Annotated in this window: 11 protein-coding genes; 6 read left to right on the top strand and 5 right to left on the bottom strand. The window is 63.1% G+C overall.

Annotated features, from left to right (window positions below):
- The first annotated feature begins 116 nt into the window (after positions 1-116).
- A complete protein-coding gene (locus tag ISS99_RS03240; protein ID WP_204630151.1) occupies positions 117-3353 on the top strand; it encodes an efflux RND transporter permease subunit in 3237 nt (1078 codons plus the stop codon).
- A gap of 15 nt (positions 3354-3368) precedes the next feature.
- Here the strand turns inward: ISS99_RS03240 and ISS99_RS03235 are convergent, their stop codons facing one another.
- Both ISS99_RS03235 and ISS99_RS03230 read right to left on the bottom strand, forming a co-directional pair.
- Entirely contained in the window at positions 3369-5546 is a 2178-nt protein-coding gene (locus ISS99_RS03235; protein ID WP_204630150.1) for a primosomal protein N', read from the bottom strand.
- Positions 5547-5932: 386 nt separating this feature from the next.
- Entirely contained in the window at positions 5933-7117 is a 1185-nt protein-coding gene (locus ISS99_RS03230) for a DUF3667 domain-containing protein (RefSeq protein ID WP_204630149.1), read from the bottom strand.
- Positions 7118-7222: 105 nt separating this feature from the next.
- Here ISS99_RS03230 and ISS99_RS03225 point away from each other — a divergent pair, with 105 nt between their 5' ends.
- Together ISS99_RS03225 and sppA are read left to right on the top strand one after the other, a co-directional pair.
- On the top strand, positions 7223-8629 hold the full coding sequence (locus tag ISS99_RS03225) for an MATE family efflux transporter (protein ID WP_204630148.1): 1407 nt from the start codon (positions 7223-7225) through the stop codon (positions 8627-8629).
- A 54-nt stretch (positions 8630-8683) separates the two neighbouring features.
- A complete protein-coding gene (gene sppA / locus ISS99_RS03220) occupies positions 8684-10558 on the top strand; it encodes a signal peptide peptidase SppA (RefSeq protein WP_204630147.1) in 1875 nt (624 codons plus the stop codon).
- A 57-nt stretch (positions 10559-10615) separates the two neighbouring features.
- Here sppA and ISS99_RS03215 read toward each other — a convergent pair whose 3' ends face one another.
- Entirely contained in the window at positions 10616-11443 is an 828-nt protein-coding gene (locus tag ISS99_RS03215; protein WP_204630146.1) for an ABC transporter ATP-binding protein, read from the bottom strand.
- A gap of 81 nt (positions 11444-11524) precedes the next feature.
- Positions 11525-11737, bottom strand: coding sequence for a hypothetical protein (locus ISS99_RS03210; protein ID WP_204630145.1), 213 nt, complete (start codon positions 11735-11737; stop codon positions 11525-11527).
- A gap of 112 nt (positions 11738-11849) precedes the next feature.
- On the opposite strand from ISS99_RS03210, the gene ISS99_RS03205 reads away from it, so the two are divergent.
- Positions 11850-12632, top strand: a complete 783-nt coding sequence (locus tag ISS99_RS03205; protein WP_204630144.1) for an SDR family oxidoreductase — start codon at positions 11850-11852, stop codon at positions 12630-12632.
- Positions 12633-12671: 39 nt separating this feature from the next.
- Here the strand turns inward: ISS99_RS03205 and ISS99_RS03200 are convergent, their stop codons facing one another.
- Positions 12672-13616 carry a DegV family protein gene (locus tag ISS99_RS03200; RefSeq protein WP_204630143.1) on the bottom strand — a complete coding sequence of 315 codons (945 nt, stop codon included), beginning with the start codon at positions 13614-13616 and terminating at the stop codon, positions 12672-12674.
- A gap of 232 nt (positions 13617-13848) precedes the next feature.
- Here ISS99_RS03200 and ISS99_RS03195 point away from each other — a divergent pair, with 232 nt between their 5' ends.
- Together ISS99_RS03195 and ISS99_RS03190 are read left to right on the top strand one after the other, a co-directional pair.
- Complete coding sequence (locus ISS99_RS03195) at positions 13849-14637, top strand: AMP nucleosidase (RefSeq protein ID WP_204630142.1); 789 nt, start codon at positions 13849-13851, stop codon at positions 14635-14637.
- Between the two features lie 378 nt (positions 14638-15015).
- Positions 15016-18282, top strand: coding sequence for a TonB-dependent receptor (locus ISS99_RS03190; protein ID WP_204630141.1), 3267 nt, complete (start codon positions 15016-15018; stop codon positions 18280-18282).
- Positions 18283-18356: the final 74 nt, after the last annotated feature.

The following is an 18356-nucleotide window of genomic DNA, read 5'->3' as shown; positions in this document are numbered from 1 at the left end:
CCGGATAGGCGGGCGTTGGGTGCAAGCGCGGGTTGAGCGTCGTGGCTTTCAAGCATGACGCTCGGTCTGCAATTGCGTGATACTCCATTACAACCGTGGTCGCTGGAACCCTTCCCATGTTGGGTCTAGTTCGCATCGCGCTGGCACGGCCTTACACCTTCGTCGTGTTGGCGCTGTTCATCCTCCTGGTCGGGCCGCTGTCCGCCTTGCGGACTCCTACGGACATTTTTCCGAACATCGGCATTCCGGTGATCAGCGTGGTGTGGACGTATAACGGCCTGTCGCCCAGCGCCATGTCCGGTCGCGTGGTCTATTACTACGAGCGGCAACTGACATCCACGGTGACCGACATCGAGCACATCGAGTCGCAATCGTTGCCGGGTATCGGCGTGGTGAAGATTTTCTTCCAGCCCGGCGTGGATATCCGCACCGCCACCGCACAGGTCACCTCGATCTCGCAGACGGTGCTCAAGCAGATGCCTCCGGGCATCACGCCGCCGCAGATCATCAACTACAACGCATCCACTGTTCCGATCCTGCAGATGGCGTTGTCCAGTCCCACGCTGTCGGAACAGAAGATTCGCGACGTCGCGCAGAATTTCCTGCGCCCCACGCTGGTATCGGTAGCCGGCGTCGCCATTCCCACGCCTTATGGCGGCAAGCAGCGGCAGATCATGATGGATCTGGATCCGCAGGCGCTGGCCGCCAAGGGCCTGTCGGCGCAGGACGTGAGCAATGCGCTGGCCGCACAAAACCAGATCGTGCCGGTCGGCACCATGAAGATCGGCCACGACGAATACACCGTCGAACTCAACGACAGCCCGCGCGCCATCGACGAACTCAACCGCCTTCCGATCAAGACCGTCGACGGCGCCACCATCACCATCGGCGAAGTGGCCCACGTGCGCGATGGTTCGCCGCCGCAGGAAAACGTCGTGCGTGTGGATGGGCGCCGTGCCGTATTGATGCCGATGCTGAAAGGCGGCGACGTATCCACGCTCGCCGTGGTGGCGGGCATCAAGAAACTCCTGCCGCTGGCGAAAGAAACCCTGCCGCGCAGCTTGAAAGTGACCTTGATGGGCGACCAGTCGATCTTCGTGCGCAGCGCGATCGGTTCGGTGGCGCGCGAGGGCATCATTGCCGCCTGCCTGACTTCGGTGATGATCCTGATCTTTCTGGGCAGCTGGCGTTCCACGGTCATCATCGCCATCTCCATTCCATTGGCCGTACTGTCGGCGATCGCGTTGCTTTCCGCGTTCAAGCAGACGTTGAATGTGATGACGCTGGGAGGTCTTGCGTTGGCGGTGGGCATTCTCGTGGACGACGCCACCGTGACCATCGAGAACATCAACTGGCATCTGGAGCAGGGCAAGGGCGTGCGCGACGCCATCATGGATGGCGCCAAGCAGATCGTCACGCCGGCCTTCGTTTCCTTGCTGTGCATCTGCATCGTGTTTGTGCCGATGTTCATGCTCGACGGCATCGCCGGCTTCCTGTTCCGGCCGATGGCGTTGGCGGTGATCTTCGCGATGATGTCGTCGTTCGTACTGTCGCGCACCCTGGTGCCGACGATGGCCATGTATCTGCTCAAGCCGCACAACCTCGAGGGCGGTCGCGGCGATCATCCCGAAGACGCGTACATCAATCATCACGAAGGCGATCAGCATCCGCCGATGAGGCGCGGAAATCTTCGCCGCGCGCTGGTGGCGTTTCAGCAAGGCTTCGAGCGCCGCTTTACGCAGGTTCGCGACAGCTACTACGGCACATTGTCGATGGCGCTGGGGTCGCGGCGTCGATTCGTACTGGGTTTTCTCGGCTTTGTAGTCGTGTCATTTGCGCTCGTGCCCTTTTTGGGTCGCGACTTTTTCCCCACCACCGACGAAGGCGCCATCGCCATCCACGTACGCGCTCCGGTAGGCACGCGCATCGAAGACACGTCCGCTGAATTCGACGGCATCGAAGCGGCCATCCGCCGGGTGATACCGCCGGACCAGCTCGAAGGCATCATCGACAATATCGGTCTGCCGCTCAGCGGCACCAACATGGTCTACAACAACAGCGGCACGATCGGGCCGCAGGATGGCGATATCCAGGTCCTGCTGCGGCCGGATCACGACCCGAGCGCCGCTTACGTGAAAACCTTGCGCACCAAGTTGCCGCGCGAATTTCCCGGCACCACCTTCGCCTTCCTTCCGGCGGACATGGTCAGCCAGATTCTCAATTTCGGTGCGCCGGCGCCGCTGGACGTAAAAATATCGGGTGAGAACAACCAGGCCAATCAGGCCTACGCCATCCGCTTGTTGCGTGCGATGAGTGTCATACCGGGCATTGCCGACGTACGCCTGCAGCAATCGACCGGCACGCCGCAACTCAACGTCGACGTCGACCGTGTCAGGGCCGACGAACTGGGCATCACCGAGCACGATGTCACCAACAGCATGGTGGCTTCGCTGGCCGGAAGCCTGCAGGTTGCTCCCACGTTCTGGCTCAATCACGCCAATGGCGTTTCCTACGCCGTGGTCGCGCAGACGCCGCAATATCGCATGGATACCCTGGCAGAGCTGGAAAGCCTGCCGATCACGTCATCGGCCACCGGTGCGAAGCAGATCCTGGGTGCACTGGCCTCCATCACGCGCACGGCCAGTCCGGCGGTGGTGACTCACTACAACATCGCACCGTCGTTCGATATTTACGCGGCGGTGCAAGGGCGGGATCTGGGCGGCGTGTCGGACGACATCCAGCGCGTGCTGGATGCCGCGGCAAAAGACCGTCCCAAGGGTTCGATCATCCGCCTGCTGGGGCAGGTGACGGCGATGAACACCGCGTTCTCCGGATTGCTGTTCGGACTGCTCGGCGCGATCGTGCTGATTTACATGCTGATCGTGGTGAACTTCCAGTCGTGGCTGGACCCGTTTGTGATCATCACCGCTTTGCCGGCAGCGCTGGCGGGCATTGTATGGATGTTGTTCATCACGCACACGACCTTGTCGGTGCCCGCACTCACCGGCGCCATCATGTGCATGGGCGTGGCGACGGCCAACTCGATTCTCGTGGTGAGTTTTGCGCGCGAGCGCCTGGAAGAACACGGCGACGCGATGAAGGCCGCGCTCGAAGCAGGCTTCACGCGCTTCCGTCCCGTGTGCATGACGGCGTTGGCGATGATCCTGGGCATGCTGCCGATGGCAATCACCCAGGAACAAAACTCGCCGCTGGGTCGAGCCGTGATCGGCGGCCTGCTGTTCGCCACCTGCGCGACGTTGTTGTTCGTGCCGGTGGTCTTCAGCATCGTTCACGGACGCGAGCAGCACGTGGGCAAGCTGGCGCCGGAGAGCGGGTTGCCTGGCGCCGCGTGAGCGATCGCGGCGGCATCAATACAGATCGATCGGATCCACATCCAGCGACCAGCGCACTTTGCGCGCGCCGGGGAGCTGTGCAAGCCGCATCGCCCAGGGGCGTACAGCGGCATGCAGGTGACGGCGGTGGTCGGATTCGATCAGGAGCTGGCCGCGGTGGCGTCCCGCACGCAGCGGCATCGGTGCCGGCATGGGGCCTGCGATCTGCAGCGTGTCCGTATCCGGCAACGCCGCGCGTGCTTCGCCGAGGAACGCATCAACCGTGTCGCGCTGGTGCGCGTCGCAACGCAGCAGCACCTGATGGGCGTAAGGTGGCAACAGGGCTTGGCGGCGTTCGCTCAACAGGTCCTTCGCGGCGGCGGCATAACCCTGCGAAAGCAAGCTGCGCAAGAGCGGATGATCGGGATGATGGGTCTGCAGCAAAACGCGTCCCGGCTTCTGCGCGCGGCCGGCGCGGCCGGCCACTTGCACGACCAACTGCGCCAATCGCTCGCCCGCGCGGAAATCCACGCTCAGCAAGCCTTCGTCCACGCCGACGATGGCGACCAGGGTGAGGTTGGGCAGGTCGTGCCCTTTGGCCAGCATCTGCGTTCCCACCAGGATCGCCGGTGCGTCGGCGTGCAGGCGGCCCAGCAATTGTTCGAAGGCGTCGCGGCGGCGCGTAGTTTCGCGGTCGATGCGCAGCACGGGTGTTTGCGGAAAATGCGCCGTCAGCGCCTCTTCCAGGCGTTCGGTGCCTTGGCCCTGGGGTTTCAGTTCCTGGCTGCCGCAGGCAGGACAACTGGCCGGCAAGGGAGAAGTGTGATCGCAGTGATGGCAGATCAGCCGCCGCCACGCGGCGTGCAAGGTCATCGGACGCTCGCAGCGCGGGCAATCCGCGTGCCAACCGCAACCGTGACAAAGCAGGACCGGCGCATAGCCGCGGCGATTGCGGAAGACCAGCACCTGTTCGCCGCGCGCAATCGTTTCGCTCACGGTGTGCAACAGCGCGGGCGACAGTCCGTGTTCCAGCCGTTGCGCACGCATGTCGATGATCTGCACCTGCGGCGGACGCGACGCGGCCGGACGCGAACGCAGGTGCAGCGCCTGGTAGCGACCGGCTTCGACATTGGCCAGGCTTTCCAGGGATGGCGTGGCCGAGCCCAGCAGCACCGGTACGTTCAAACTGCGCGCGCGCACCAGTGCCAGGTCGCGCGCGTGATAACGAAAGCCCTCTTGCTGCTTGTAGGCACTGTCGTGCTCTTCGTCCACGATGATCACGCCAGCCTGGGGCAGCGGCGTAAACACCGCCGAGCGCGTGCCCAGCACCACCTTGGACTCGCCTGAGCGCATGCGCAGCCAGGCGCGCGCGCGCTCACCTTCGGCGAGATTGGAATGCAACACCTCGATCGGCACACCGAGCCGGTCGCGCAGGCGTCGCACGGTTTGCGGTGCCAGTCCGATTTCCGGTACCAGCAGCAGCGCCTGCTTGCCCTGCGCTAGCGCGCGTTCGATCAGCGCGAGGTAGACCTCGGTCTTGCCGCTGCCGGTGACGCCGTCGAGCAGGAACGCCTGAAAGCGGTCGAAGGCTTCGCTTACCGCGTGTACGGCGGCTTGCTGCTCCGGATGCAGTGCGGGCGCAGGCATGGAAGGATGCGTTGCGGTCGGCGGTGCCTGCTCGCCGCGTTCGATCAGGCCGGCTTCGCTCAACCGTCGCGCTGCCGCGCGCCAGTCGCCTAAGGCCGCAGTGTCCAGATCGGTGACCGACAACGGCCCCTCCGATAGCGTTTGCAGCAACGCCCGACTGCCACCCCGGCGGCTGCCTGCATCCAGTGCGCTGCGGCCGGCGTGCGTCAACTGCCAGACGGGCTCCTGGGTTTCCGGCAAGGGTTTGTCTTCGCGCAACAGCAGCGGCAAGGCGTTGGCATAAGCCTCGCCCGGTGCGCCAAGCCAGTAGTCGGCGGCCCAGGCCAGCGTGGCCATCAGCTCGGCGTCGAGCAAGGGCGAAGGATCGAGCACCCGCAAAGCGCGCTTGAGTCGCTTGCTGTCGACGTTGGCCGCGGCCTCGGTTTCCACCACCACACCCACCGCCTTGCCGCGGCCGAACGGCACCAGCACGCGGCTGCCGACATCCGCCTCGCCGGCAGTCGGCGGCAGATAGTCGAAGAGGGTGGGAAGAGGTACCGGCAGAGCGATACGAAGGACAGATGGCATGGGCAGGAGATGGCTCGGTACCGGTTCGAGTGTATCGCGAGCGCCAAGCGGTCCGGATCAAAACCCGCGAAGAATGCGCCGGGGCGGGCTTGGCTGCGATAGCTGCTCTGTCATCTAGGAACCGGGGCTAAGTGGCTCAGCGGAACACGGTTTTTCTGTTATCCACAAGAGCTGTGGATAAGTCTGTGGATGTGCCGTTGAGAGGAGGCCTAATCGCGCATCAGAACGCAGCTTGTGACACGCTGTTCAACTTTTGATCAGCAAAAAAATATCATCTATATCAATAGTTTGAAAGATGGTATCGATTTGGTCCTAGTTCTGATCGACGCTCAGGCGCGGCCACGTGTCAATACCTTGACGCTGTGTAAAACCGCTCTTTGTCAGCCCTAGCGAGCCAGGCCGAGTATGGCTGCGATGGCCAGTACATTGACCAGCAGCCAGAAATAGCACCACCCGATGACCCAGAATTTCACGGCGGTCATCGCCCAGCCCTGGCGATAGATCCGCTTCTGCATCACCAGCAGGTAGATCGGCACCCAAAGGGCCAGGCCGAACTCGACCGCTCCCAGGATGCTGCCCGCCCATGCCGCGTGCGGCCGCACCCATCCCGACAGCATGCCTGCCACGGTGATCAGCAGCAGGCTGAGGAAGATGAAGGCGTGGCTGTGCAGGGCCACGATCAGGTGTTCCATGTAAAGCCGGCGCTTGAAGATATAGAAAAGCGTCAGCAGCAAGGCGAAGGTCGGTATCAGCACCAGCATGGTTCCGGGCAGGGTGCCGAAGATGTTGGTGATCAACCGCTCGCGGGCTTCCTGGCGCTCGGCGGGGTTGCCGTGGAGCATGGTGCGCATGTTCTTTAGCGCCGACTTGCCCAGTACGGTCAGGCGCTCGTTGGCAAAGGCCGGCAGCCAGGAGATGTTCACCGGGTTCATGTCCATCTTGCTTTCGTCGGACGCGGTGGACGCGGCCAGTGCCTGGGGGCTGGTGGCGGTGGATGCGGCCGCTGCCGGCGAGCCCAGTTTGCCCAGGCGCTGCCTGGCGTCGTCGCGGTACTGCTTTTCGCTGTGCTCGATTTGCGCAGCGATGGCCGCGTTGGCGCCGTTCTTGGCGTTCTCGGCGCGCGCGGCTTCCAGGTCGCCCAGTTTCCGGTCCAGGTCCTTTTGCACGCCTTGGATGGTGTCGTCGTCCTCAAAGGCGCTCGTGGATCCGGCAATCAGCGACTGCTGATGGCGCTCGTTGGCGCGATTGGCGATCGTGTCCGCCGCCAGGTGCAAGGTGAAGAACGACAGCACGCACAGCACGAACATCAGCCGGAACGGCGCGATGTAGCGCACGCGGCGGCCGCTGAAATATTCCAGGGTCAGAAAGCCCGGCTTGAGAAACAGCGCCGGCAGCGTGTGCAGGATGCGCCCGTCGACGTGCAGGACGGTCTCAAAGAATTCCTCCACCAGCCCGTGTACCGGCCGCAGCACGCTGTGCATCGACTGGCCGCAATGGTGGCAATACTCGCCCTCCAACGGCGTCGTGCAGTTGGTGCATTGGACTCCCTCGAATGAGGTCAATTCCTTCATGGCCGTTCCCCTGCGGTGCAGCCTGCGATCTTGGCACACAACCGTGCGCTTTCCAGAGAGGCAGACAGGCGGGATGTACAATGGCGGCCTTCGGAGAATCCATTCATGTCCTCGTTCCAGCTCGACCGTGCTCGAGTGTCGCGGGAGATTGGCGCCACCGTGCGCCTCGCCCTGCCGCTGATCCTTGCTCAATTGGCTGCCATCGGCAGCAACGTGATCGATGCCGTGCTGGCCGGTCACGTGGGCGCGCACGTGCTGGGTGCGGTGGCGATCGGGGCCAGCATCTGGTCGCTGGCGATCGTGCTGGGTATCGGCATGATGATGTCGGTGCCGCCGTCCGTCTCCCAGTTGGACGGCGCCGGCCGTCGGCACGAGGCCGGCGCGGTATTTCGCCAGGCGATCTGGCTCGCGCTCGGCATGGGCGCGCTGCTGTGGTTCGCGGTGCGCCATGCCGAACCGCTGATCAAGCTGATCGGCGTGACGCCAGGTCTTTATACCGACGTGGGCGAATTTCTGCGGGCAATCAGTTGGGGCGCGCCGGCGCTGACCTGCTATTTCGCCCTGCGCGGCCTGTCCGAAGGCCTCTCGATGACCCGTCCTTCGATGTACTTCAGCCTGGGCGGCCTGGTGCTGCTGGTGCCGCTGGGCTACACCTTCATGTTCGGCAAGCTGGGCTTGCCGCCGCAAGGCGCGCGCGGTTGCGGCATCGCCACGGCGACCGTGCTGTGGATCGAGATGATTGCCTTCGCCATCTATATCGCCAGTCACCGCAACTACCGCGGACTGGGGATCTTCGATCACTTCGAGTGGCCCAGTCCGCGGCGCATCGGCGCGCTGGTGCACGTCGGCCTGCCCATGGCGATCACCTTGCTGGCCGAGGGTGGCCTGTTCGTGGCGGCCGCATTGTTGATCGGCACCATGGGCGAAGACGTCGTCGCCAGCCATCAGGTGGCGCTCAATATCGCCTCGCTGTTTTTCATGATCCCGCTGGGGTTGGCCATGGCCATCACGGTGCGGGTGGGCAACGCCGTGGGGCGGGGCGATGCGTCCGGCGTGCGCTACGCCGGTTTCTGCGGCATCGGCCTGACCCTGGTCACCCAGTTGCTGTCGGCCAGCCTGATGCTGGGCTTTCCGCATTTCATCGCCTCGCTCTATACCCGCGACGACACGGTGATCAAGCTGGCCTCGCAATTGCTGCTGCTGGCCGGCCTGTTCCAGTTTTCCGATGGCATCCAGGTGGCCTCCAACGGCGCGCTGCGCGGCCTGAAAGACACCCGCATCCCGATGGCGATCACCTTGTTCGCCTATTGGCTTGTCGGCATGCCGGTGGGCTGGTGGCTGGCCTTCCACTTCGGCCTGGGCGCGCGCGGCATCTGGATGGGGCTGATCGCCGGCTTGAGCATGGCGGCCATCTTATTGTTCGCGCGTTTCTGGCGAAGCTCGCGCCGGCACCGGCCCGGTACGTTTGGCCCTGTCGCGTCGCCCACGACGGATGCCACGATCCCCTCATGACCTGAAACGTGCCAGCGGTTACCCTGAGCGCATCTTTAAGGAATCGATGGATTTATGAGCACACCACCGCCCCTGCGGCAGCCGAACGGATTCTGGATCTTCCTGCGCGTATTCGGGCGCGGCCTCAACATCGTCAGGCTCACCCTGATCAACGTAGTGTTCTTCTTCTTCTTTATTTTGTTTGTGCTGCTGATCTTCGGTATCGGTGCGCTCAAGCACGGCACCGTCATCCAGGACAGCAGCGTGCTGGTGCTCAAGCCGGAAGGGCGGCTGGTAGAGCAATACAGCATCAACACGGCGCAGCGTGCCATTGCCAAACTCTCCGGCAACGGACTCAAGGAAGTGCAGCTGCGCGACCTGACCAGTGCGATCGATGCCGCCGCGAAAGACTCGCGCATCACGCGCATCGTGCTGGACCCCGCCCAGCTGCAGAGCGGCGGCTTTGCCGCGCTGACCGAAGTCGGTGCGGCGCTCGACCGCTTCCGCGCGGCGGGCAAGCCGGTGCTGGTGTGGGCGCCGAGCCTGGATCAATACCAGTATTTGCTGGCCGCGCATGCCGATCGCATCCTGCTCGATCCGCAAGGCAGCCTGATGATCACCGGCCTGGCCAACTACCGGCTGTTCTACAAGGACTTGCTCGACAAGCTGGGTGTCACCGTCTACCTGTTCCGCCACGGCCAGTTCAAGAGCGCGGCCGAGCCGTTCGTGCTCAACCACGCCTCGCCGGAATCCAAGGAAGCCGACAGCTACTGGATGGGCGGCTTGTGGGACGGCTACGTCAACACCGTTGCCAAGCTGCGCAAGCTGGATCCGGCGCAGGTGCGCGACGATATCGATCAATTGCCCGACCGCATTGCCAGCACCAACGGCGACCTGGCCCAGCTCGCACTCAACGAACACCTGATCGACGGCCTCGCCACGCGCGAGGAGCTGATCAAGATGCTGCATTCGCAAGGCGTGCCAGCGGGCAAGGACGGCCACGGTTTTCGCGGGGTGGACCTGGATCGCTACACCACTACGATTAACGTCAACGACAACCTCGCCGGTTCGGGCGTGACCGTGGTGGTGGCCGAGGGCGAGATCACCGCGGGCGACCAGCCGCCGGGTTCGATCGGTGGCGACTCCACCGCCGCGCTGATTCGCAGTGCGCGCGAAGACAAGCGCACCAAGGCGCTGGTATTGCGCGTCAACTCGCCGGGCGGCGAAGTGTATGCCGCCGAGCAGATCCGGCGCGAAGTGGAACAGACGCGCGAAGCGGGCATTCCGGTCGTGGTTTCCATGGGCGACGTCGCCGCCAGCGGCGGCTACTGGATCTCGATGAATGCCGACAAGATCTACGCCGAGCCGAACACCATCACCGGTTCGATCGGCATCTTCGGCATGTACTACACCATTCCCAACACGCTGGCCAAACTCGGCATCAGCAGCGACGGCGTAGGCACCACGCCGTTGGCCGGAGCCTTCAACGTCAGCCGGCCGCTGGATCCGAAGGTCGGCGCGGTGATCCAGTCGGTCATCGACAAGGGCTATCGCGATTTCGTCGGCGGCGTGGCCAAGGCGCGCGGCAAGAGTTTCGATACGATCGATGCGATCGCGCAGGGGCGCGTGTGGACCGGCGACCAGGCGATGCAGCGCGGCCTGGTCGATCAGCTCGGCGGCCTGCAAAGCGCCGTCAAGGAAGCGGCAGACCTGGCACACCTGGGCAAGGATTACGCGGTGCACTACCAGGAGCGTCCGCTGAACACGTTCGAGCGCTTCGTCGTCAGCCTCAACCAGAGCGCGATGGTGTCGGGCCTGCAAAGCTACGGCATTCGCCTGCCCAGCTGGTTCGCGCAATTGCCGGCGCTGGCGCCGGAGCTGCAGATGCTGCGCTCGGCACAGGCGGGGCAGCCGAACGTGTATTCGTATTGCTTCTGCTCGCCGCACTGATCGGCATTGAGCCGGCTCACCACCCCATCCATCGATGGGGTGGTTGCCGTAACACTTTTACATTACGTCGGCGCCGTAATACTCGCCTTGGCGCTCCACCCGCATGGGCATGTCGAACGCCGCGCTGAGCACGGCACCAGTCAATACGCTGGCCTTGTCGCCTTCGCGCAGCAGCTGGCCTTCGCGCAGCACCACGACGTGATCGATCTCCGGCAGGATCTCTTCCACGTGATGCGTCACCAGCAGCAAGGTCGTGCCGTGCCCGGCGAGTTGGCGCAGCGTCTGTAAAAAGCGCCGCCGGCTGGCCGGATCCAGGCCGGCGCAGGGTTCATCCAGCAACAGGGCGCGCGGACGATGCACCAGCGCGCGGGCAATCAGCACTCTGCGCGCCTCGCCGGTGGAGAGGCTGGCCATCTCGCGGCCGATCAGTGATGTGGCTTCCACCTGTTGCAGCGCTTCGCTGGCGCGTTCGCGCATCCATGGCGCGACCTGATGATCCAACCCCAGTCCGCGTGCGGCAAAGAAACCCGACACCACCGCGTCGAACACTTCCAGCGGCGTGTCGCTGGTGTAGTCCAGTTGCAGCGCCGGCGAAACGATGCCGATCAGGCTGCGCAATTCGCTCACGCTCCAGCGATCGCGGCCGAACACGCGAATCGTCGGCACGCCGTCGTTGCGCGCCAGCGGATAGAGCTGGCGCGCGATCAGACGAATCAAGGTGGATTTGCCCGAACCGTTGGCGCCAAGTATGGCGACGTGCTGGCCGACGGCGAGCTTGAGGCTGAAGCGGTCGAGAATCAGGCGATCGCCGCGCAACACGCTGGCTTCGCGGATTTCAAGCAGCGGGATGTCGGCATTCTGCGGATGGGTGGTATCGGGGCTCATGCCCGAACCATGCCCGTATCGATCGAGCGTGGCAAGGCGTCAATGTACGGACGTCCAAACGTTGGCGCACTTGCCGATGCATCATTGCGTCTGCTGGTCGATCTGCTTGGCCTCGTCCGCCGCGTGCTGATTGGCTTGCTTCTGCACGTCCTTGGCACGTTGTTCGTCCTGCTTCATGGCACTCCAGGGTGCGGACGAGGATGTGGCCGCGCTGGGGTCTGATTGAGGCGTCGGCGGCTTGCCGGTGCAGGCGGCAAGGCTGAGCAGGCATAGCAGGGCAGGGATGGCTTTCATGATGATGGCCTCGTATGGCGACCCGGGCAGTGTCTCGCCGCAAGGGCGCACAGACAAGGCATTGAGTCACGAGTTGCCCATGATGGATAACTCATTAATGTAAGCTTCGTACATGAACACCCGCATCGACGCCTGGCAACTGCACGGCCACTCCGCCTTGATCACCGGCGCCAGCAAGGGCATCGGCTACGCCACTGCGCGCGAACTGGCGGGCCTTGGCGCCAATCTGCTGCTGGTGGCGCGCGACGAGGATTATCTGGACCAGGTCTGCGTGGAACTCACCGATGACTTTCCCGGCATCGATGTCTTGTCGTTCGCGGCCGACGTCAGCGAAGCGGAAGATCGCATGGCGGTGTTCGACTGGATCGCCGATCTGCAAACGCCGCTGTCGCTCCTGATCAACAATGCCGGCGGCAATCGCCCCATGGCGACGCTCGATTATCAGGCAGCGGAGTATCGCGAGATTTTCGAGCGCAATCTTTTTTCCGCCTACGAAATGTGCCGCCTTGCGCATCCGCATCTGGCGCAGCACGCCAATGCGGCGATCGTCAACGTCGGTTCGGTGTCCGGCCAAACGCACGTGCGTACCGGATCGCCCTATGGCATGACCAAGGCCGCCCTGCACCAGCTCACCCGCAACCTCGCCGTGGAATGGGCGATCGACGGCATCCGCGTAAACGCAGTAGCGCCCTGGTACATCCGCACCCAGCGTTCCGAGCCTGCCCTCGCCGATGCGGACTATCTCGACGAAGTGCTCGACCACACGCCGCTGCGGCGCATCGGCGAGCCGGAAGAAGTGGCCGCCGCCATCGCCTTCCTGTGCCTGCCCGCGGCCAGCTACGTCACCGGCCAGATCCTGGCGGTGGATGGGGGATTCCTCAGCTACGGCTTTTGAGCTAGTGCTAACAGGCCCCAGCGACTACGCGGCGCGCGGTCAAAAGTCGACGGCGTGCTCTTCGGCAGCGAAGCCGATCGTGACCGCGCCTTCGCCCACGTTGACCATGCCGGTAATGCTCATCGGCGCCTGCATCAGCGTCACGCCGCATTCATCGCAAGCCTGGGCCAGCTTGGCGAAGCCGGGCAGCTTGGGCAGTTCGGCCAGATCGCCGCCGTAGGCCGTGCACATCACCGGCACCAGCAACCCGGCGCGCACGCGATCGGCGGCGTAGTGGAACAGCGTTTCGCAGCCGTGTTCCCAACCGCGCACCTTGCCGACAGGGCTGGTTTCGCCGCGGTAGCCGCGCAGCAGCGGCTTGATGTCGAGCGTGGAGCCGAGCACGGCGCTGAACAGGCCGACACTGCGATCGCCCTTCTTCTTCGCGCGCGCGCGCAAGTAATAAAGATCGCGCGGCAGCATGTAGCCGTAGGAGTTCTCGGCGATATAGGCGAGGCGTTCGCGGATCGCCGCGGGCGTCTCGTTGGCCTGCATCAAGCGCACCGCTTCCACCACGCAAGGGGCGGAGCCGGTGAACAGGCTGCGCGTGTCCAGCACGCGCATCAGGAACGGACCGGTGATGCCCGCCGGCTCGCGTACCTGACGGTAGTGCTTGAGCACGGCAAAACTGGCCTTGACCACGTTGTCATAGATGGGACTGCGCGTGGCGGTGATGGTGAGGCAGAACACGCAATCGTTCTCCAGCACCAGCTTTTCCAGGAACAGCTTCTGCACGTCTTCCACCGAGCACGGCTCGGTCTCTGCCGAATGGCTGCGGCTGCCGAGCTTCAGGCCGAGGAAGCGCTCGATTTCGGCGGGGTCGCGATTGTCCTTGAAGGTCGAGCTGTCGACCCGTACGGCAATCGGCATGACGGCGATGTTGTTCTGTAGCAGAAAGTCCTGCGGCAAATCGCAGGAAGCATCGATAGCCAGGCCCATTCGCATCTCGCCACCCCCTCAACTCAATGGCATGCTGACCATAGCACGCGTGAATGCCGAGTGGGTTTTCCCCTTGTTGCCAACAGCAAGCCCGCAGACGCGCGCCAGGGCCGCGTTCGCGTGCCGCGAAAATGACGCTGACAGGCCCTAAGATGGCGGCGCTCGTTCTGGCATCCTGCCGGCGTGGCGTCGCCGGTTTACGCAGCGAGCACTCGCTGCGCTCTGCTCAAGAGTTCCCATGAAGACCAAACACGAAATCGTCACCAACTGGCTGCCGCGCTATACCGGCGTTTCGCTGGAGCACTTCGGCCCGCACATCCTGCTCACCAATTTCGGCCACTACGTGGACCTGTTTGCCGAATGGCACGGTGTGGAAGTGCAAGGGCGCGACCGCCCCATGCCGAGCGCCACCGCCGACGGCATCACCATGATCAACTTCGGCATGGGCAGCCCCAATGCCGCCACCATGATGGACCTGCTCGGCGCGATCCAGCCCAGCGCCGCATTGTTCCTGGGCAAATGCGGCGGCGTGAAAAAGAAAAACAAGCTTGGCGATCTGGTGCTGCCGATTGCCGCCATTCGCGGCGAAGGCACGAGTAACGACTATCTGCCGCCGGAGGTGCCGGCGTTACCTGCGTTCCAACTGCAGCGCGGCGTGTCGACGATGATCCGCGACCTGGGCCACGACTATTGGACCGGCACCGTCTACACCACCAACCGGCGCGTGTGGGAGCACGACGAAACCTTCAAGGAATACCTGCGCCGCACACGCTGTATGGCCGTCGATATGGAAACGGCCACCATCTTTGCCGCGGGCTTCGCCAATCACATTCCTTGCGGGGCGCTGTTGCTGGTATCGGATCAGCCGATGATCCCCGAAGGCGTGAAGACCGAGCTAAGCGATCGCAGCGTGACTGCCCAGTTCGTTGAAGCGCACATCAAGATCGGCATCGAGGCCTTGAAGCTGGTCCGCCGCAACGGGCGCAGCGTCAAGCACCTGCGCTTCGAGGAAGACCCAGTGGAGTGACGGCCGCGGTGGCCCTGGAGGGCGCCCGCGCAAACAGGGGGCGTTATTTCACGCGAGGAGGCCGCACGATACCGCCGGTATCGCTCGGCTTCCCGGGATAAGTCTTTGTAATTGTGTCATTTTAATGAATCGTAATATCTTGCTATTAGATCGTAAATTATTGCCGTTGACTTTTTGTTATCCGAAAAATTATTTTCGCAGTATCGGATTGCTAAGCAGTGGTTAAAACAGAATAGCGCTGCGAGGCAACCTGAGAGGGGATGGGGACAACCAAGACATCGCTTCCGGGGCGTTTCGAATATCGAAATACCTCGGCAGGGGAAGCCTTCGATGACTCTTGTGTTTGTTTGAAGAATTCTTGCCGCTGGGGAAATTTCAATGAATAACCGTTTGAAGCGAATTCAAAATTATCGCCGTAACGCCCTTACTGCCGCGTTGGCGGTGAGCATGGGCTTTACGGGGTACGCGTATGGCCAGGCCACCACGGGTTCCGTATTCGGTACCGCGCCGGTGTCGGCCGGTGAGACGGTTCGCGTCGTCAACAATCAGACCGGCCTGACCCGCGAAGTAGCGGTCGATAGCGCCGGTCGCTACAGCGCCAACCAGTTGCCCACCGGCGACTACACCGTGTCGCTGATGCAGGGCGGCAACGTGGTGGCTTCGCAGGACCACGTGCAGGTAACCGTGTCCGGCGGTACGCCGGTGCCGTTTGCCGCTGCTGCCGGATCGCAGAATGCGAAGAACCTGTCCACCGTGACGGTCACGGCCAACTCGGTGCCGGCGATCGACGTGTCCTCCACCCGCCAGACCCAGGTGATGACCGCGCAGCAGCTGAAGACGCTGCCGATCGCGCACAGCGCCGAAGCCATTGCACTGCTCGCCCCCGGCGTGAACATGGGCGGTTCCAGCCTCGGCAACGGTCCGACCGGTGCGCCGCTGGTGTCGATGGGCGGTAACAGCGTGGTGGAAAACGCCTATTACTTGAACGGTTTCAACACCACCGATCCCATCGGTGGCGCGGGCGGCGTGTCGTTGCCGTACTTCGCGATTTCCGAACAGCAGACCATCACCAGCGGTTACGGTCCGGAATACGGTCGTTCGACCGGCGGCGTGATCAGCCAGATCGGTCAGCGCGGTAGCAACCAGTGGCATGCCGGCGTATACGTCGCTACGCGTCCGTCGTTCGCCGAAAGCGGTTACGACAACATCAAGTACGCCAATCCGCTCACCCCGGTCGGCACGATTGGTTATTCGCAGACCAGTACCGGTGCCATTGTTCCGGGCCCCTACATGGCTCAGAACCAGGGCACCACCAACTATCTGCCCGGCTATGGCCAGATCGAAAACGGCAGAAAGCAGGACAGCGACTGGGAGAACGTGTATGACGCCTATCTCAGCGGCCCGCTGATCAAGGACAAGCTGTTCTTCTTCATCACTGCCGAATGGCAGAAAGACAGCAACGACGGTGGCCTGGCGAACTACGGTATCACCTCGCCGCAGGGCTTCTATCAAACGACGGCCACCAGCAGTCCCAAGCTGTACGGCAAGTTGGACTGGAACATCAACGACAGCAACGTGCTGGAATTGACGGGCGCCAGAAGCCAGCAGAACGAAACCTCCAGCAACTTCTACCAGTACAACTACACCGATCAGCAAGTCGGCAACTTCTACGCGCCGGGTACGCTGTTCAAGAACACCTACAACATCGGTATTCTGAAGTACACCTCCTACATCACCGACAACCTCACGCTCGAAGTGATGTACGGCTTGATGGGTGCGGATTACTTCAGCAGCTACGCGGGCGGTAACTTGCCGCCGGTCAGCTTCGGCCAGGGTTATCCGACGACGCCCCCGGGTGTCACCGTGCCGGCTGCGGTTGATACGACCCTGTCCAATCCCAAGCACACGACCAAGACCGAGAACCTGCGCATCGACTTGGATTGGAAGGTCACCGACAACCACGATCTGAAGTTCGGTATCGACAACGTTCAGTACCGTGACGATAACGACGGTGGCCAGAACATCGGCGGCGGTACCTATAACTACTACATCGGCACTCCGGCATCGGTAACCCCTGGTGCGCCGTTCCTCAATGGCGCGGGCAACGTTCCGGGCAGCTACGTCCAGTACAACGTAGTGGCGACGGACGTCAGCATTGCGTCGCGCGAAAAGGCGCAGTACGTGGAAGACAAGTGGCAGGTGATGCCCAACCTGCTGCTCGATCTTGGTCTGCGTAACGACCAGTTCGAAAACACCGGTCCCGGTGGCGTGGCCTACGTGAAGGAAAACAACCCGCAGTGGGCGCCGCGCCTGGGCTTCAGCTGGGACGTGTTCAACGACAGCACCTTCAAGGTGTTCGGTAACGCGGGTCGCTACTACCTCGCGCTGCCGGCAGGTCTGGCTGGCCGCAACCCGCAGTTCGGTTCCATCAACGGCAGCGCCACCTATACCTACCAGAGCATTGCTGCGAATGGCCAGCCGGTCGGCTTGCAGCTGGTTCCGATCGCGCCGACCCCGGGTGGTCCGGTGCAGGGCTTCTACTCGTCCGACGGCGAGTACGGTGGCGCCACCGGCAACATCAAGGATTACGCCTCGACCAACCTCCGTCCGCAGTATCAGGACGAATACGTGTTGGGCTTCCAGAAGCAGCTCGGCGACACCGGTCTGGTGTGGGGCGAGCAGGCCACCTGGGAGAAGGCAGGCAACCTCGTCGACGACACCAACGTCATCCTGGTTCCCGGTTCGCAGGGCTCCGCCATTCCGGGCCTGGTCAATCCGGGCAAGGCCAACTACATCCCGCAACCCGGCAACACGGTCGTCGAGTGGAATCCGAACACGGGCGAGAATATCGACTGCAACATCGTTTCCAATGGGGCCCCGGTTTCCTCGAACAACTGCGCATTCCCGGTTCCGTCGCGTAAGTACTACGCCTTGGACAACTACCTGGAGCACAGCTGGGACGGCAAGTGGTACGCCAAGGTCGACTACTTGTTCTCCAAGTCGTACGGCACCACGGAAGGCCCGACCGATACGCCGATCGGCCAGATCACCAACCAGACCAACGGCAGGGCTTCCGGTTCGACCACGGCACAGTGGGACTTCCCGGATATCATGGCGTGGGCCAACGGTGAGCAGGCCAACAGCCATCGCCACACCCTGAAGGCGTTCGGCTCTTACGCGATCACGCCGGAATGGATGGTCAGCGGTACGTTCATCGTTCAGTCGGGTGCACCGAACGTCTGCTTGAGCGGTTACGGTCCGGAGATCCTTGCTGATATCTATGCCGGTCCTTACCAGCACTTCTGCGGTGGTACGCCTGCAGGCAATTCGCCGACCCTCGTGGGCTTCGGCGGCGAGGCGTCACCTCCGGGCGACAGCGGCCACACCCCGTGGACGCACCAGCTCAACCTGGCGCTGACGTATACGCCGGAGTGGGCGAACAAGCACCTCACCCTGCAGTGGGAAATCCACAACGTGTTCAACGAGCAGGCTGCGACGCTGTATTACACGCAGTACGCCGTCGGCAATGGCGGTGGCCCTGCCGGCAACAACTCGGGCACCATCTACTGGAACCCGGTCTACCACACCGCACAGTCGACGGAAACGCCGCGTTACATGGACTTCAACGTGAAGTTCGACTGGTAATACCGATAGACGATGCACCGATGCCATGGATGGCGTCGGCCATCGGAGCAAAGAAGAAGGCCGCCGGGCAACCG

The organism is Dyella mobilis (genome assembly GCF_016904945.1).
GTDB classification, from domain to species: domain Bacteria; phylum Pseudomonadota; class Gammaproteobacteria; order Xanthomonadales; family Rhodanobacteraceae; genus Dyella_B; species Dyella_B mobilis.
Note: the sequence above shows the minus strand (reverse complement) of the source record. Positions and strands in the feature narration are given on the sequence as shown.

Bases quoted from the DNA above. Each gene is read 5' to 3' on its own strand.
- ISS99_RS03240 (WP_204630151.1), top strand. From the start codon at position 117: ATGTTGGGTCTAGTTCGCATCGCGCTGGCACGGCCTTACACCTTCGTC.
- ISS99_RS03235 (WP_204630150.1), bottom strand. From the start codon at position 5,546: ATGCCATCTGTCCTTCGTATCGCTCTGCCGGTACCTCTTCCCACCCTC.
- ISS99_RS03230 (WP_204630149.1), bottom strand. From the start codon at position 7,117: ATGAAGGAATTGACCTCATTCGAGGGAGTCCAATGCACCAACTGCACG.
- ISS99_RS03225 (WP_204630148.1), top strand. From the start codon at position 7,223: ATGTCCTCGTTCCAGCTCGACCGTGCTCGAGTGTCGCGGGAGATTGGC.
- sppA (WP_204630147.1), top strand. From the start codon at position 8,684: ATGAGCACACCACCGCCCCTGCGGCAGCCGAACGGATTCTGGATCTTC.
- ISS99_RS03215 (WP_204630146.1), bottom strand. From the start codon at position 11,443: ATGAGCCCCGATACCACCCATCCGCAGAATGCCGACATCCCGCTGCTT.
- ISS99_RS03210 (WP_204630145.1), bottom strand. From the start codon at position 11,737: ATGAAAGCCATCCCTGCCCTGCTATGCCTGCTCAGCCTTGCCGCCTGC.
- ISS99_RS03205 (WP_204630144.1), top strand. From the start codon at position 11,850: ATGAACACCCGCATCGACGCCTGGCAACTGCACGGCCACTCCGCCTTG.
- ISS99_RS03200 (WP_204630143.1), bottom strand. From the start codon at position 13,616: ATGCGAATGGGCCTGGCTATCGATGCTTCCTGCGATTTGCCGCAGGAC.
- ISS99_RS03195 (WP_204630142.1), top strand. From the start codon at position 13,849: ATGAAGACCAAACACGAAATCGTCACCAACTGGCTGCCGCGCTATACC.
- ISS99_RS03190 (WP_204630141.1), top strand. From the start codon at position 15,016: ATGAATAACCGTTTGAAGCGAATTCAAAATTATCGCCGTAACGCCCTT.